At 66.2% G+C, this 14,676-nt stretch carries 11 protein-coding genes; 4 read left to right on the plus strand and 7 right to left on the minus strand.

The window, feature by feature from the left end:
* The first annotated feature begins 130 nt into the window (after window positions 1-130).
* Window positions 131-370 carry a hypothetical protein gene (locus FFS49_RS24680; protein WP_105815844.1) on the plus strand — a complete coding sequence of 80 codons (240 nt, stop codon included), beginning with the start codon at window positions 131-133 and terminating at the stop codon, window positions 368-370.
* A 47-nt stretch (window positions 371-417) separates the two neighbouring features.
* Window positions 418-555: an HHHH-motif protein gene (locus FFS49_RS42100; RefSeq protein WP_163008971.1), complete on the plus strand. Its 138-nt coding sequence runs from the start codon at window positions 418-420 to the stop codon at window positions 553-555.
* A gap of 108 nt (window positions 556-663) precedes the next feature.
* Here FFS49_RS42100 and FFS49_RS24685 read toward each other — a convergent pair whose 3' ends face one another.
* The 7 genes from FFS49_RS24685 to FFS49_RS24715 all read right to left on the minus strand — a co-directional run bounded on the left by FFS49_RS24685 (window position 664) and on the right by FFS49_RS24715 (window position 12,185).
* Window positions 664-1,689: a fimbrial protein gene (locus tag FFS49_RS24685; RefSeq protein ID WP_105815845.1), complete on the minus strand. Its 1,026-nt coding sequence runs from the start codon at window positions 1,687-1,689 to the stop codon at window positions 664-666.
* Window positions 1,686-2,432, minus strand: coding sequence for a molecular chaperone (locus FFS49_RS24690; RefSeq protein WP_105815919.1), 747 nt, complete (start codon window positions 2,430-2,432; stop codon window positions 1,686-1,688). The genes FFS49_RS24685 and FFS49_RS24690 overlap by 4 nt, the downstream gene beginning before the upstream one ends.
* A gap of 16 nt (window positions 2,433-2,448) precedes the next feature.
* Complete coding sequence (locus tag FFS49_RS24695; protein WP_105815846.1) at window positions 2,449-4,902, minus strand: fimbria/pilus outer membrane usher protein; 2,454 nt, start codon at window positions 4,900-4,902, stop codon at window positions 2,449-2,451.
* A gap of 117 nt (window positions 4,903-5,019) precedes the next feature.
* On the minus strand, window positions 5,020-5,532 hold the full coding sequence (locus FFS49_RS24700; RefSeq protein WP_027787455.1) for a fimbrial protein: 513 nt from the start codon (window positions 5,530-5,532) through the stop codon (window positions 5,020-5,022).
* 838 nt (window positions 5,533-6,370) lie between these two features.
* Window positions 6,371-7,828, minus strand: coding sequence for an efflux transporter outer membrane subunit (locus tag FFS49_RS24705; protein ID WP_105815920.1), 1,458 nt, complete (start codon window positions 7,826-7,828; stop codon window positions 6,371-6,373).
* Window positions 7,828-10,965, minus strand: coding sequence for a multidrug efflux RND transporter permease subunit (locus FFS49_RS24710; RefSeq protein ID WP_105815847.1), 3,138 nt, complete (start codon window positions 10,963-10,965; stop codon window positions 7,828-7,830). The genes FFS49_RS24705 and FFS49_RS24710 overlap by 1 nt, the downstream gene beginning before the upstream one ends.
* 20 nt (window positions 10,966-10,985) lie before the next feature.
* A complete protein-coding gene (locus tag FFS49_RS24715) occupies window positions 10,986-12,185 on the minus strand; it encodes a MexX/AxyX family multidrug efflux RND transporter periplasmic adaptor subunit (protein ID WP_105815848.1) in 1,200 nt (399 codons plus the stop codon).
* Window positions 12,186-12,335: 150 nt separating this feature from the next.
* Here FFS49_RS24715 and FFS49_RS24720 point away from each other — a divergent pair, with 150 nt between their 5' ends.
* On the plus strand, window positions 12,336-12,983 hold the full coding sequence (locus FFS49_RS24720) for a TetR family transcriptional regulator (protein ID WP_137910450.1): 648 nt from the start codon (window positions 12,336-12,338) through the stop codon (window positions 12,981-12,983).
* A 340-nt stretch (window positions 12,984-13,323) separates the two neighbouring features.
* A complete protein-coding gene (locus tag FFS49_RS24725; RefSeq protein WP_105815850.1) occupies window positions 13,324-14,592 on the plus strand; it encodes a M23 family metallopeptidase in 1,269 nt (422 codons plus the stop codon).
* Window positions 14,593-14,676 lie beyond the last annotated feature (84 nt).

The following is a 14,676-nucleotide window of genomic DNA, read 5'->3' on the forward strand; positions in this document are numbered from 1 at the left end:
GCTGCCGATGCGTTCACGGGGTGCTGACGAAACGCCTGGAGCGTCGTGTCATGCGCGGTAGCAACTTCTTACCACGTGAAATTTTGAGGGCCCGTACGATTGACGTGCCGTTTCCGCAAGGGAGAACAACATGAAATCCATCGTGTTATCCGCCGTCATGATTGGTGCGCTGTCGAGCGTGATGCTCACCGGCTGCGTCGCCTATCCTGCCTCGGCCGAAGTCACGATCGGCTGGCATGGCGATCGTTACTGGGACGGAAATCGCTACTGGGAGCGCCGCGACTGGGAGGCTCAGCATCGCGGCGGGCATGACGACCGCCGCGACGATCGCCGGGACGACCATCGCGACGATCAGCGGCCGCAGTGGTGATGCGCTGCCGCTCCCGTGACCCACTATTCAACGACAGGACCTCAAACATGAAGACACTACTCAAAACCCTGACCGTCGCGGCGCTCGCCGCCGCCGTACTCGTGCCGGCCATCGCCGAAGCGCATCCGCACCGCGTGTGTCACTTCGAGCATCACCATCACAAGGTTTGCCGCTGGGTGCGCTGAACATCGCGCAGCAAATGCGAAAAACGCCGGCTTGCCGGCGTTTTTTCGTTCTACCGATGCTGCTCTCCACCGGGGAGCGCGCGACCGTCCGGCGCCCGGCCTACCGCGTCAATAGATGAACAAGCGTATCGTCGCCGTTCCGTTGAACGGCCCGATCTTCGGTGGGCCGAACGCCTTCAGCACGGCATCGAGCGTCACGCTCTGGTAGTTCACGCTTGCCGGCATCTGGGCGAGCACGAATTGTTCGTTGAACGCGATCGCCTTGCCGTTCCGGTCTTCGATACCAATGCCGAAATTGCTGTTGGGATCCGGTACGAGCAGCCCGTTACGCACGGTCTGCGACGTCTCGAAGTAGCCGTCCACGCGCACCGGCACGTTGCATTGCTTGGTCAGCGCGAGACTGAACGACTTGCGCGGCACCGCGGGCGAAAAGCCGTTGCCGGTCGCCTGCACCTGGCCGAACTTCACGATGCCGGGTTCGGGCGTGACCTTCACGTCGACCATGCAGGGTGTCGGCTTGAGATTCTGCAGACCGCTCAGCTTGTAGCGGAAGCTTCCCTTGCTGTTCAGCCCGCGCTCGCCGTCGAACTGAAACACCGCGTAGATATCCGAAGGCGGCCTCGTCCACGCTCCCCGCTTGCGAATGACCACCTGATACGTAATGCTGATGGGCCATTTCGGACACATCCCGGCATTGACCTGCCGGTCGCTCATCTCGCAGATTTTCACGGAGCGGTGCGTGTCGATGCCATTCCCCGGCTGGCTGCTGCGTCCGTAATAGTCCGTGCCCTCGAAGCGAATGCCGACTTCGAGCCCCCACGCGGCCGGATTCTGTTTCTCCGGGTTCGCGTAGAAGTAGATCTGCTCGGGGAAATCCTGCAGCCCGCCGATATCCTTGTAGCAATAGCCCGTCGTCGTGCGCGGCGGCGACACCCAGATCACGTAGCCATCCGGCGCGTCGGTCGGATACGACGCGACATTGCCAATCGTCTCGGTCAGCGACAGGCCGCCGTTGTCCGCAATACACTTCAGCGCCCACGCCGGCTGCGCAAGCATGACGAACAGCGCGATCACACACCACCGAAGCCACTTGGGCATCCGCGTCGTCACCCCGCTTCGCGCGCCGCCGCTCATTTCTTCACGCTCTTGCAAGCACCTGCCTCACACGCATACTCCACCGCCACCTGGCCGCCGTAGTCGTCCACGTGCGTGACGAACAGCGTCGACGGCGTCGCGGCCTTGAACGGCACGTCCGTCCTGCTCATCGGGCTCACCATCACCGGCTCCAGCGGCACGTGCGTCTTCTGCGCCCCCGCAGCCAGGTTGACGATCGTGATGTGATACGGCGTCGGATTGTCGAACACGAGCGTGTGCGCGGCCGAGTCGACCCGCAACGTCATCGGCAGCGTCCAGTCCTCGTCGCGCGCCGGCTGCACGGCCTTCGGGCGATAGAACAGCTTCATCTGCGTATGCAGCGCGATCTGCAGCGTGTTCGGCGTATCCGTCTTCGGCGGCACTTCGCGGATGTTCAGGTAGAACACCGTTTCGCGATCGGCCGGCAGCTCGGTGCCCGGCAGCTTCGCGATCCGCAGCACGTTGCGCTCGTTCGCCTCGACGCGCTGCAGCGGCGGCACGACCATCAGCGGCGACGTGATCTTGTTGCCCTTCGCGTCCTCGAGCCACGACTGCACGAGATACGGGTACGTCGTGCTCTTGTTGGTGATCGTGACGATCGCGGCCTGTTCGCCTTCGTTGAAGATCACGCGCGTGCGGTCGGGCACGATCGCCGCTTGCGCGGCGCCGGCGAACAGCGCAACGGCGGTCGCGAGCACGCACCATGCGCGCCGCGGAAAGGAAAGGGAGAAGCTGTTTTTCATCGCTGGATCCATGAATTCATCGTTCGACCCGCGCAGCCGCTGCATGCGACTCGCCGGGCGTCTGGCACGTCACCGGAATCGGCGTGCCTTCGAGTTGGAGCTGGTTCGGCAGCGTGTCGATCGTGCAGAGCGTGCGTTCGCCCGCCCGCACCGCCAGCGTGGATTTCGGCTGGACCTGGGTCAGGAACGCCGCACCGCCCTCGCCGACGATGCCGAGTTCCTTGCCGTTCGCCACGTCCTGCACCGATGCACCGAACGGCAGCGGCTTGCCGGCCGGGTCGGTCAGCGTCAGGTACAGGTTGCTGCCGCGCGCGGCGGAAAACTTCACGAAGCCGATCGCGCCGTCGGTCAGCACCATGCGCTGGATCGGGTTCGTCACCTGCACTTCGAGCGGCAGCTTCTCGACGTTGACGGTCGCGTCGTACACGTTGTACGGCGAGATGCCGTCGAGCACCGCATAGCCGCGCGAATCGGTACGCGAGAGCGTGCCGGACAGCGGCACATCGGGCACGCCGTCGGTCGACACCAGCAGGCGCGTATCGCCGGCATTGCCGTTCGCGTGCGCCGACACGCCGTATTGCGTCGCGACGAACGAGCCGTCGACTTCGAGCGATGCCGCCGCATACGCATTGGCGAGCGTCGACGCCTGCGCGGTCAGCTGATACGCCGACGAGCGCTGGCGGTAGCTCGCGTTCGCCGACGCACGCCCGTCGGTCGCGCCCGCGTTGACCTGGTAGGTACGGCCATCCGGATCGTCGTAGATGTAGCCCGCGTTCACGCTCGTGCTGCCGCTGCCCGTCGTCAGGTTCGACGTGACGGTGTGACGGCCGCCGATCGGCAACGTCGCGGTGACCGAGACCTGGTTGCCGCTTGCACCGGCGCTCTGCGTACGGAATGCCGACACGCTCACGTTCAGGTTGCGCAGCGTGCCGATCGAGAACGCCCGAGTGAGCGTGAGGCCGACGCGCTGCTCGTTCGCACGTTCCCAGTAGGTCGTCTGGTCGTACGAAAAATAGGTCGATGTATCGCCGAAACGCTTCGACAGCGTCGCCGAGTAGCGCTGCTTGCTGTTGGCGAGGCCGTACGTGGTCGGGTCGCCCGAGAACTGTGCGAAGTTCGTGTATTCGCGCTCGGAGAAGCGATAGCCGAAGAAGCGCACGTCGGCATCGAGCCCGTCGAAGTGCTTCGAATAGTTGATGCGGTACGAGTTGCCGTTGCGTGTCGCGCCGTTCCACCACAGCTTCGCCCGCGCATGCGTGACGTCGGCCGACAACGCGCCGAACGCGCCGAAATCGCGGCCCACGCCGAGCGCGATCGACGTATAACCCGACGCGGCGATGAAGCCGCCGTACGCCGTGACGTCGAACGGCAAGCCGTACGCGATTTCGCCGAAGCCGAAGAACGGCGTGATGCCTGCGCCGCCGAACTGACGCGGCTTGCCGACGGCAGCCTTGTAGCGCAACTGCCCGGCGCGTGCGAGGAACGGCACGGCGGCCGTCGTCACCTGGAAGCGCTGCACGCTGCCGTCCTCTTCCTCGACCGCGACGTCGAGCGTGCCCTGCACGCTCGTATTGATGTTCTGCAGCGCGAACGCGCCCGGCGACACGCGCGTCACGTACAACACGCGGCCTGCCTGTGAAACGGTCACGGTCGCGTTGGTGCGCGCGACGCCCGAGATCAGCGGCGCATAGCCGCGCAGCGAAGGCGGCAGCATGCGGTCGTCGCTGCGGATCGACGCGCCCGTCAGCGCGAACGTGTCGAAAATATCCGACGTCAGGTAGTCGTCGCCGAACGTCACCGTCGACTGGATCGACGGCAGCGCACGAAATGCATAAAGCCGGCTGAAGCGGAACGTGCGGTCCGCGTAGGCCGTATTGCCCACGTTCGATTGCGCCTGGTAGTCGCCGCGAAGGCGCCATGCATCCCAGTTCGCGCCAACCGTCCCGTAGGCCTGGATCGAATTCGTCTGGCTGCCGCCCGTACCCAAATTGCGGTTCGTGTTCGCGATCACGCGATAGTCGAGCATCGCGCCCGGAATCCCTTCGGACCAGCGCGACGGCGGCAGGTAGGTCGAGTCGGTGAACTCGAGCGCGGCCTGCGGAATCGTGATCTTGAGCCGCCCGTCGCTTTTCAGGTATCGCACGGTCGCCCCCTCGATCGCGCCGAGATCGACGCAACGTCCGCCCTGGAAGCGCGGCAGGTCCTTCAGCAGCGACGGCTTCAGCCCGAACTGCGCGACGAGTTCCGGCGGCAGGCACGGTTTTCCCGCCCCCGACGTGTCGATGGCGATGAACTCGATCGCCTGCAGCCCGTAGAACAGGTCGTTGACCTGCACGTCGAGCATGTACTCGCCGGGCAGCGTGAAGTCCGCCTGCGAGAACTGCGACAGGTCGACGTTGTTCGAGCCGTCGATGTTCAGGAACGACGAATTGAATTCCGTCGCATGGCTCTGGCTGCCGACAACCAGCACGGAGACGCAAAGGAAGGAATGTCTGATTCGCACGCGGCGCTACCGGAAGTCCAGGGAGGGAGAAAAGAGGAAAAACGAACGAGGAAGGGTGCGCGCACCCTTCCCCGGTACGGCGGCTTACTGGTAGCGGACGGTGAAGTTCGCGACGCCTTCGGCGGTACCCGGCGTCACGCCGGCTGCGGTTGCTTCGTACATCGCAGCGAAGCGCGCGACGTTCGTGCCGTTCTGCAGCACGGTCGGTGCCTTCTGCTCGGCGCCGTTGTCGAGGTATTCACCCGACGCTGCCTGCAGGCGGATGCCGACGTTGGTCGCCGAACCGATGGTCGCGAGCAGCTTCGGCTGGCCTGCGCTCGACGTGCCCGTGAACGTGAAGTACGCGTTCTGCGCGACGCTCGTGTCGCAGTCGGTCAGCTTGATGTCGAAGTTGGTCGGCGTGGACTTGTCGCCAGCCTGCTTGAACACGTTGGTCGGCACCTTGCCGAGGTTCACGGTCTGGTTGACCGAGCCCGAATCGATGCCGCATGCGCCCGCGACGATCTCGCCCGTGAAGTTGATCGTGCCGGTGCCCGCTGCGAAGGCCGAGGTCGACAGGGCCGCGAGTGCGACAGCGGTCAGGATGGATTTTTTCATGACGTTTCCCGTAAGGACTGCAAATGGAGTAGTTGACGTGGCGGACACAAACGGCAGCGCATGGTGGCTTCCGTCCGACACGAGGCGGCATTATCGAGATAATCATGAAAGTTTTCTGTAAATCATTGTCAAATGCTTCTGACAATGTTCGATTTACCGCTCCAGATCCTCACTATTTCTCGTCGATTTCGAATCCGGCCATTTTTATCCGCAGTCCTTTTTTATTCTCCGGAAGCACTTGAAGATTAAAGAGATTTTCGTCCGGTAGACGACACCACCCCGCTCCTCCTTGCTGGCATTGGCTCCCCGAAGATTCCCATCGAAAAGGACAAAACATTGTCCAGTACCGCCATCGTTGCCGATCGACAACGCCAATATCAAATCATTTTCAACAAACAGGAAATTAACGATCGATTCAATCAATATGATTCTTTCGCGCAAACGATTGCGTAACGAATACAAACGTTTTACCGCGACACTTTGCCGCCCTCATTATTTCCAATACATTGATTAATTCGATCGTCAATTCCCGATCGTAAATCGTACGCCCGAGCGATCGCCGGAACCGGCAGCCGGTCCGCATCGCAGCGGGGAAGGAAGGAGAAATGACCCGCGCACGTTTGCGTGGAATGGCGACACGAGCGGTCGCAAGACGAAGGCTGTACCGGACACACGCGTGCGTGTTGCTACACGACGAAAAGCGTCCTGGCCGGCCTGTCAGTGGGGAGAGATATCGCTGGAGCAGCGGGACGGATCGAAGCAAGCGGCGGCGGCACGTCGATGCGTACCGCCGCCGTCATCATGCCGCCCGACGTGTCGTCGCGTCGGGCGACGGGCATTACGCGGAAGCCGCGGCTTCCGCCGACGCCGGCGACCAGCCGCCGCCGAGCGCACGGTACAGCGTGATCGCATTCGCGAGCCTGAGCTGCTTGAGTCGGATCAGCTCCTGCCCCGACTCGTACGTGCTGCGCTGCGCGTCGAGCAGTTCGAGATACGTTGCCACGCCACCCGCGTACCGGCGCTCCGCGAGCTTCAGCCGAGCGCCGTCGGCCGCATACACGTCCTGCTGCGCGGCGAGCTGGCGATCGATCCAGTCGCGCGCGGCGAATGCGTCGGCCACTTCACGGAACGCGGTCTGCACCGTCTTCTCGTAATCGGCCACCGCGATGTGCTTGCGCGCGTTCGCGACGTCGAGGTTCGCGCGATTGCGTCCGCCCGCGAAGATCGGCAGCGTGATGCGCGGCGCGAACGTCCACACGCTCGTGCCGCCGCTGAAGAGGCTCGAGAATGCATCGCTGACCGAGCCGTAGTCGCTCGTCAGCGTGATGCGCGGAAAGAACGCCGCGCGCGCGGCGCCGATCTGTGCGTTGGCGGCCTCGAGCCGCGCTTCCGCCTGCCGGATGTCCGGCCGCCGTTCCAGCAGCGCACTCGGTGCACCGGGCGCCACGGGCGCGATCGACAGTGCGTCGAGCGCAGTCGTGTCATCCGGCACGTTGCGCGCGAAGTCGCCCGCGAGCAACTGCAACGCGCGCACGGACTGCGCATGCTCGCGCTGCAGTGCAGCCTGAGACGCGCGCGCGGATGCCACCAGCATCTCGGCCGAACGCAGCTCGATCGCGTCGCTCGTGCCGGCCGCATAGCGGCGCTGCGTGAGCGCGGCCATGCGTTCGCGGGTATCCAGCGTGCGCTGCGCCAGCGCGAGCTGCTCGTGCAGCGCGCGCTCCGATACATAGGCGCCCGCCACGTCGGCGATCACGCCGATGCGTACCGTGCGTTGCGCGTTCGCCGTCGCGAAATAGTCGGCGAGCGCCGCGTCGGACAGGCTGCGCACGCGGCCGAACAGGTCGAGCTCGTACGCGCTGATGCCGACGCCCGCGCGATACAGCCCGCTGATCGCGCTTTCGCGCACGACCGGGTCGTACTGGCGCGTACGGTCATAGCCCAGATTCGCATCGACCGACGGCATCCGATCCGCGCGCTGCACGCCGTACAGCGCGCGTGCTTCCTCGAGGCGGCCGGCCGCAACGCGCAGGTCGCGGTTGTTCGCGAGCGCCGCGTCGATCCACGCCTGCAGCGCGGCATCGGTGAAGTAGGTGCGCCAGTCGTCAAGCAGCGCGGCGTCGGCGGGCGACATCTCGGCCGCCGGCGCGGCACTGCCGTCGACCGGCGTATAGGTCGCCGGCACCGGCGCCGCCGGCCGCTCGTAACGCGGCGCGAGCGTGCAGCCGGCCAGCGCGAGCGCGGCGGCCAGCGCCACCTGGGCCCGCAGCGCGGCGCGTGCATTCAGCGCAAACATCATTGAGAACCCTCCATCGTCGCCGGCTGCGCCCCGCCGCGCCGGCGCGGGCCGACGTCGAACAGGCGGCCGACGATCACGAAAAACAGCGGGACGAGAAACACCGCGAGCACGGTCGCCGTGATCACGCCGCCCAGCACGCCGGTGCCGATCGCCATCTGTGCGCCGGACGCCGCGCCCGACGCGAACGCGAGCGGCAGCACGCCGACGCCGAATGCGAGCGACGTCATCACGATCGGCCGCAACCGCAGGCGCGCGGCTTCGAGCGCCGCATCGACGAGCGACATGCGCTGCGCGACCAGGTCCTTCGCGACTTCGACGATCAGGATGGCGTTCTTCGCGGACAGCCCGATCGTCGCGATCAGCCCCACCTTGAAGTAGATGTCGTTCGGCATCATCCGCAGCGTGACGCCGAGCACGGCGCCGATCACGCCGAGCGGCACGACCAGCATCACCGCGAACGGAATCGACCAGCTCTCGTAGAGCGCCGCGAGCGCGAGGAACACGACGAGCACCGACAGCGCGAACAGCATCGGCGCCTGCGCCCCCGACAGCCGCTCCTCGAACGACTGCCCCGACCACGAGAAACCGGTGCCGGCCGGCAGCTTCCCGGCGAGCCGCTCGATCGCGGTCATCGCCTCGCCGCTGCTGTGGCCTGCCGCGGCCGAGCCGTTGATCGTGAACGACGGAAAGCCGTTGTAGCGCGTGAGCTGCGGCGGCCCGAGCGTCCAGTGCAGCGTCGTGAACGCCGCGAGCGGCACCATCTCGCCGCGCGTGTTGCGCACGCGCAGCTTCTTCACGTCGTCCGGATCGAGCCGGTGCAGCCCGTCGGCCTGCACGACCACGCGCCGCACCTGCGTGCCGTGCATGAAGTCGCCGATATAGTCGGAGCCGAACATCACCGCGAGCGTCGTGTTGATCTCGTCCATCGACACGCCGAGCGCGGACGCCTTCGCGCGATCGATGTCGAGCTTCAATTGCGGCGCGTCCTGCGTGCCGGCGAACATCAGGTCGGTCAACGCCGGATCCTTGCGGCCCGTCGCGAGCAACTGCTCGCGCGCGGCGCTGAACGTCGCGTAGTCGAGCCCGCCGCGGTTCTGCAGCCGGAAGTCGAAGCCGCTCGACGAGCCGAGATCGGGCAACGCCGGCGAGTTCATCGCGAACACCGTCGTGTTCGGCGTGCTCGCGAAGCGCTCGTTGATGCGCGCGACGATCGCCTGCACGTGCGCGTCTTCGCTCTTGCGTTCCTTCCAGTTCTTCAGCGTGACGAAGATCATCCCGCCGTTCGGCCCCTCGCCGTACAGGTTGAAGCCGCCGAGCGCATACGTGAACGCGGTCGGCTCGTCGCGGCGGATGGTCGACTCGACTTCCCGCACGCTCTGCATCGTTTCCGCGAGCGGCGTGCCTTGCGGCCGGATCACCATCACCATGAAGTTGCCCTGGTCCTCGTCCGGCAGGAAGGCGGTCGGCAGCTGCGTGAGCATCAGCGCCGCAGCGCCGGTCAGCGCGCCGTACACGACGAGCCAGCGCACCGGCTTCTTCAGCATCTTGCCGACGCGCGTCGCATAGCGCTGCGTCGAGCGGGCGACCAGGCGGTTGAACCAGCCGAAGAAGCCGCGCTTCTCGTGATGGTCGCCCGACACGGGCTTGAGCAGCGTCGCACACAGCGCGGGCGTCAGCGACAGCGCAAGGAAGGCCGAGAAGCCGATCGACACCGCGAGCGACAGCGCGAACTGCCGATAGATGTTGCCCACCGCGCCGCCGAAGAACGCCATCGGCAGGAACACCGACGTCAGCACCACGGTGATCCCGATGATCGCGCCGCTGATCTGCTTCATCGCCTTGACGGTCGCGTCGTAAGGCCCGAGCCCCTCCTCGACCATCAGCCGCTCGACGTTCTCGACCACGACGATCGCATCGTCGACGAGGACGCCGATCGCGAGCACCATCCCGAACATCGTCAGCACGTTGATCGAGAAACCGGCCGCATACATCACGCCGAACGTGCCCGCGAGCGCGACCGGCACGACGAGCGTCGGGATCAGCGTCGCACGCAAGTTCTGCATGAACAGGAACATCACAAGGAACACGAGCACGCCGGCTTCGATCAGCGTCGTGACGACCTTGTTCATCGATACGCGCACGAACGACGACGTCTCGTACGGGATCTGGTACTTCACGCCCGGCGGGAAATACGCGGACAGCTCGTCCATCGTCGCGCGCACGCGCTTCTCGGTGGAGACCGCGTTCGAGCCCGGCGCGAGCTTGATGCCCATGCCGGTCGCGACCTTGCCGTTCACGTACGACGGATAGTTGTAGTCGTTGCCGCCGAACTCGATGCGTGCGACGTCGCGCAGGTAAAGCGTGGAGCCGTCGGCCTGCGTGCGCAGCGCGATCGCGCCGAAATCGGCGGGCGTCTTCAGCGGCGCGTCGGCGAACACGGTCGCCGCGATCGGCGCGCTGGCCGGCACCGCGCTACGCCCGATGTCGCCGATCGTCACGCGTGCGTTGTGCGCACGCACGGCCGACGCGATATCCGACGCGGTGAGGCCGTGCCCGGCCATCTTCACCGGGTCGGGCCAGATCCGCATCGCGTACTCGGCACCCCAGAACTGCACCTTGCCGACGCCCTCGACGCGACGCAGCGCCTGCACGACGTTCGCCGACGCATATTCGCCGAGCTGCACGTCGGTCATCCGCCCGTCGTCGGACGTCAGCGATACCACGAGCTGGATGTTGTCGGCGGCCTTCTCGACCTGGATGCCGTCGCGCCGCACGGGTTCCGGCAGCCGCGCCTCGACCGTCTTCAGCCGGTTCTGCACTTCGACGGCCGCGAGATCGGCATTCACGCCCTGCTTGAACGTCAGGTACAGCGACGCCGCCCCGGCGCTGCTGGTGGCCGACGTGTACATCAGCCCCGGCGCGCCGTTCATTTCGCGCTCGATCAGCGCGGTCACCGATTCCTCGACGACCTGCGCGGACGCGCCCGGGTACGTCGCATAGATGCTGACGACGGGCGGCGCGATGTCCGGGTACTGCGCAACGGGCAGCGCGCGGATCGCGAATGCGCCGCCCAGCATGATGAAAATTGCGATCACCCACGCGAAGACGGGGCGATCGATGAAGAAACGTGCCATGGTGGTGTGGTGTTGACCAGTCAGGTTTGACGGGCGGCCGCCTGCGAAGCAGCCGCTGCCGGCGCTGCCTTCGACGGCGGCGCCTTTTCGACGGGCTTGACGGCCGTGTCGGGCGCGAACTGCGCGGCGTTGTCGACGATCACGCGCTCGCCGCCCGCGAGACCGCGCGTGATGCGCCAGTCATGGCCGCTCATCTGGTCGGCCGTGACCTCGACGTCCTTGACCTTGCCGTTCGTGCCGACGACCCGCACCGACGTACGATCGGTCGTGCGCAGCAGTGCATCGCGCGGCACGAGGATCGCCCGCTGGTCGACCGCCGTGTCGAGCGCGATCCGCACATACGCGCCCGGCAGCAGCTCGCGCTCCGGATTCGGGAACAGCGCGCGCATCGCGACGGTGTCGGTGGTCGGATCGACCGCGAGATCGCTGAACAGCAGCTTGCCTTTCAGCGGATACGCTGTGCCGTCGGCGCGCAGCAGCGTCACCGCGATGTCGTGCTGCGCGATGCCCGTCGCGCGCCCGCTCTTCACCGCGCGACGCAATGCGTCGACGTCGGCGGCCGGCTGCGAGAAGTTCACGTAGATCGGATCGAGCTGCTCGACGGTCGTGAGCGGCGTCGCCTGGTCCTGGCCGACGAGCGCGCCTTCGGTTACGAGCGCGCGCCGCGCGCGGCCCGCGATCGGCGCGGTGACGGTCGCGTAGTCGAGCTGCAACTGCGCGCGTGCGAGCTCGGCCTTCGCGGACGCGACCTCGGCCTTCGCCTGCGTGTCGGCCGCGACGGCCTCGGTGTGGTCGCGCTCGCTCACCGCGCGGTCGCGCACGAGATCGTCGTAACGGCGGCGCTTGTCGGTCGCCGCGAGCGCGGCGGCCTGCGCCTTCGCGAGCGCGCCCTGCGCGGCGTCGCGCGCGGCCTTCAGCGGTGCGGGATCGATGCGGAACAGCACCGCGCCCTGCTTCACTTCCTGGCCTTCCTCGTAGGTGCGCGCGGTCACGATGCCCGCGACTCGCGCTCGCACTTCCGCCTGCCGGTAGGCGTCGAGCCGGCCCGGCAATTCGACGGACATCGGCACGGCCGTCGGGCGCACCGTCACGACCGTCGCCTGTTTCGCGGCCTCCGGCGCGGCGTCCTTGTCGCCCTTTCCACATCCGGCCAGGGCCAGCACGGCCGCCAGCGCGAACGGCGCCAGTTGGTGGCGCAACAGGGAGCGATTGTTATTCATGTGTGACCTCGGATCGTTCGCCACCGATAAAATGCGGCGGCTCAGGGTGGCCGATTATAATCAGTCACGACTGATTAAATACACGCCACTTCAATCTGACCGTCACACTGTCTCAATAAAACGACAGCGAACTGTAAGGAATTTCAGGACATGGCCCGCAAGACCCGCGAAGAATCGCTCGCCATCAAGCACCGGATTCTCGACGCCGCCGAGCTCGTGCTGCTCGAGAAAGGCGTGGCGCAAACCGCGATGGCGGACCTCGCCGAGGCCGCCGGGATGTCACGGGGTGCCGTCTACGGCCATTACCGCAACAAGATGGAGGTGTGTCTCGCGATGTGCGACCGCGCGTTCGCGCGCACGTCGGAAGGCTTCGATGCGGGCGAAGGGCTGCCCCCGCTCGCCACGCTGCGGCGCGCCGCGTCGCACTATCTGCAGGAATGCGGCGAGCCGGGCCCGATGCAGCGCGTGCTCGTGATCCTCTATACGAAATGCGAGCAGAGCGAAGAGAACGGCGCGCTGCAGCGGCGCCGCATGCTGCTGGAATTGCAGATGCTGCGGATCACGAAGGCGCTGCTGCGCCGCGCGATCGCGGCCGGCGAAGTCGCTGCCGATCTCGACGTGCACCTGGCCGCCGTCTATCTCGTGTCGCTGCTCGAAGGCGTGTTCGCGTCGATGATCTGGACCAACCGGCTGCGCGGCAATCTGTGGAACGACGCCGAGGCCATGCTCGACGCCGGCTTCGACACAGTGCGCACGTCCGCCGCGCTGCGAATCCGCGCGCACAAATTGCCGAACTGACGTAAATTGTCGTAATAAATGCTGATTTAACCCGATTTACCGCACTGCGAAACGAATGAGCTGACCCTCTTTAAAATTTTTAACGTTTCGCGGAACATCGGTAGACTGACGCTGTCATCTTTCTTTAGCGTCTTCGTGATAACCGGGTACGACCCGGCATGCACGCCGCCGTTCGAAGCGGGCACCGCCCCGCAGGTTGGGTCGAACGGAAACGACACAGGCCCCTGGCGGGGCCTGTTTTGTTGCACGCCCGCCGCCCGCCCCGTCGCCGTTCGACGGATGTGCCGCCGGTGGCCCCCGCCCACACCCCCTTTGAACCGCGTTCCTGGATGTGGACACCTTGGTCAAGTCTGCCGCTACCCCTGATGCTTTCGCGCCCGGCCGCGCGCAGCGCATTGCGCGCGCGCTCGTGCCGGCCGCCGTGCTCGGCGCCCTTGCCGCACTCGGCTTCGCCGCGCTGCCGGCCGTGTCGCAACTGCCGGGCGCCGTCGATTCGGGCACGGCCGCGCTGCCGCAGCGCGTGCTGTCCGACACGCCGTTCCCCACCGCGCAGCATTTCGTGACGAGCGAGCTCGCCCGCACGATCGGCGAGCGCAACGATGCCGGCGAACGCAACGACCGCAGCCAGCAGCCGGGCCTGTTCGCGCCGCTCAGCGCGCACCGCAACGAGATGCTCGGCTATGCGAGCCTGTTCCAGCTTGCCCCGCCCGAACACCAGCAAGGGATGCGCGCGGGCAACATCGAGCTCACGCTGTCCGATACGCTGAACCGTCTCGACGTACCGCCCGAAGTGCGCATCCAGCTCGGCGATCTCGTCACCGGCAAGGTCGCGATGCGGGCGAGCGCGCAGCGTGGTGACTATTACCGCGTCGCGTACGACACGAACAACGGCACCCCGCACCTCACCGCGCTGGAGTTGCGCGTTGCCGGCCGCACGTTCGGCGCGATCTGGTTCCGCGCGCCGGGCGCCGAACACGGCGCGTACTACGCGCTCGACGGTTCGCCGCTCGAAGCCGCCGCGTTCACGATGCCGGTCAAGTGGACGCGCATCAGTTCGTTCTTCGGCGAACGCATTCACCCGCTGTCGCAGGCGATGGCGTTCCATACGGGTGTCGATCTCGCCGCGCCGAGCGGCACGCCGGTCGATGCGGCGGCCGACGGCGTCGTGTCGTTCGTCGGCACCGATCCGGGCGGCTACGGCCGCTACGTGATCGTCGATCATGCGGATGGCTATTCGACGTACTACGCGCACCTGTCCGCGTTCGCTCGCGGGCTGAAGGTCGGCGAAACCGTGAAGCAGGGGCAACGCATCGGCTCGGTCGGGATGACGGGCGCGGCGACGGGCCCGCATCTGCACTTCGAAGTGCGCGTAGCGAACGATCCGGTCGATCCGCTCGTCACGCTCGCGAGCGCGCAGACGGCGCTGTCCGACATGCAGCTCACCGCGTTTCGCCAGGAGGCGAAGCAATGGCGCTTCCGCCTCGCGTCGATCAACACGACGCCGTTCGCGTTCGCGCAGAGCGACGGGCCGCTGTGGGGCGATTTCGCGACCGGTCCGTCGACGCTGCGCGCGGTTTTCGATACGCACTACTCGGCGGAACGAAGCTGACTCTGAGGCACACGATCCTGGTGGTTGCAGAAGAGCGTACGGTCAAGTGCTCCGCCGCTCTTCTCCATACCGTCAGATGGTCAC

The sequence above is a fragment of the Burkholderia sp. 4NA327C6 genome, assembly GCF_005502655.1.
GTDB lineage: Bacteria > Pseudomonadota > Gammaproteobacteria > Burkholderiales > Burkholderiaceae > Burkholderia > Burkholderia contaminans.

Coding starts and splice junctions, on each gene's coding strand:
- FFS49_RS24680 (WP_105815844.1), top strand. CDS start 131: ATGAAATCCATCGTGTTATCCGCCGTCATGATTGGTGCGCTGTCGAGC.
- FFS49_RS42100 (WP_163008971.1), top strand. CDS start 418: ATGAAGACACTACTCAAAACCCTGACCGTCGCGGCGCTCGCCGCCGCC.
- FFS49_RS24685 (WP_105815845.1), bottom strand. CDS start 1,689: ATGAGCGGCGGCGCGCGAAGCGGGGTGACGACGCGGATGCCCAAGTGG.
- FFS49_RS24690 (WP_105815919.1), bottom strand. CDS start 2,432: ATGAAAAACAGCTTCTCCCTTTCCTTTCCGCGGCGCGCATGGTGCGTG.
- FFS49_RS24700 (WP_027787455.1), bottom strand. CDS start 5,532: ATGAAAAAATCCATCCTGACCGCTGTCGCACTCGCGGCCCTGTCGACC.
- FFS49_RS24705 (WP_105815920.1), bottom strand. CDS start 7,828: ATGTTTGCGCTGAATGCACGCGCCGCGCTGCGGGCCCAGGTGGCGCTG.
- FFS49_RS24710 (WP_105815847.1), bottom strand. CDS start 10,965: ATGGCACGTTTCTTCATCGATCGCCCCGTCTTCGCGTGGGTGATCGCA.
- FFS49_RS24715 (WP_105815848.1), bottom strand. CDS start 12,185: ATGAATAACAATCGCTCCCTGTTGCGCCACCAACTGGCGCCGTTCGCG.
- FFS49_RS24720 (WP_137910450.1), top strand. CDS start 12,336: ATGGCCCGCAAGACCCGCGAAGAATCGCTCGCCATCAAGCACCGGATT.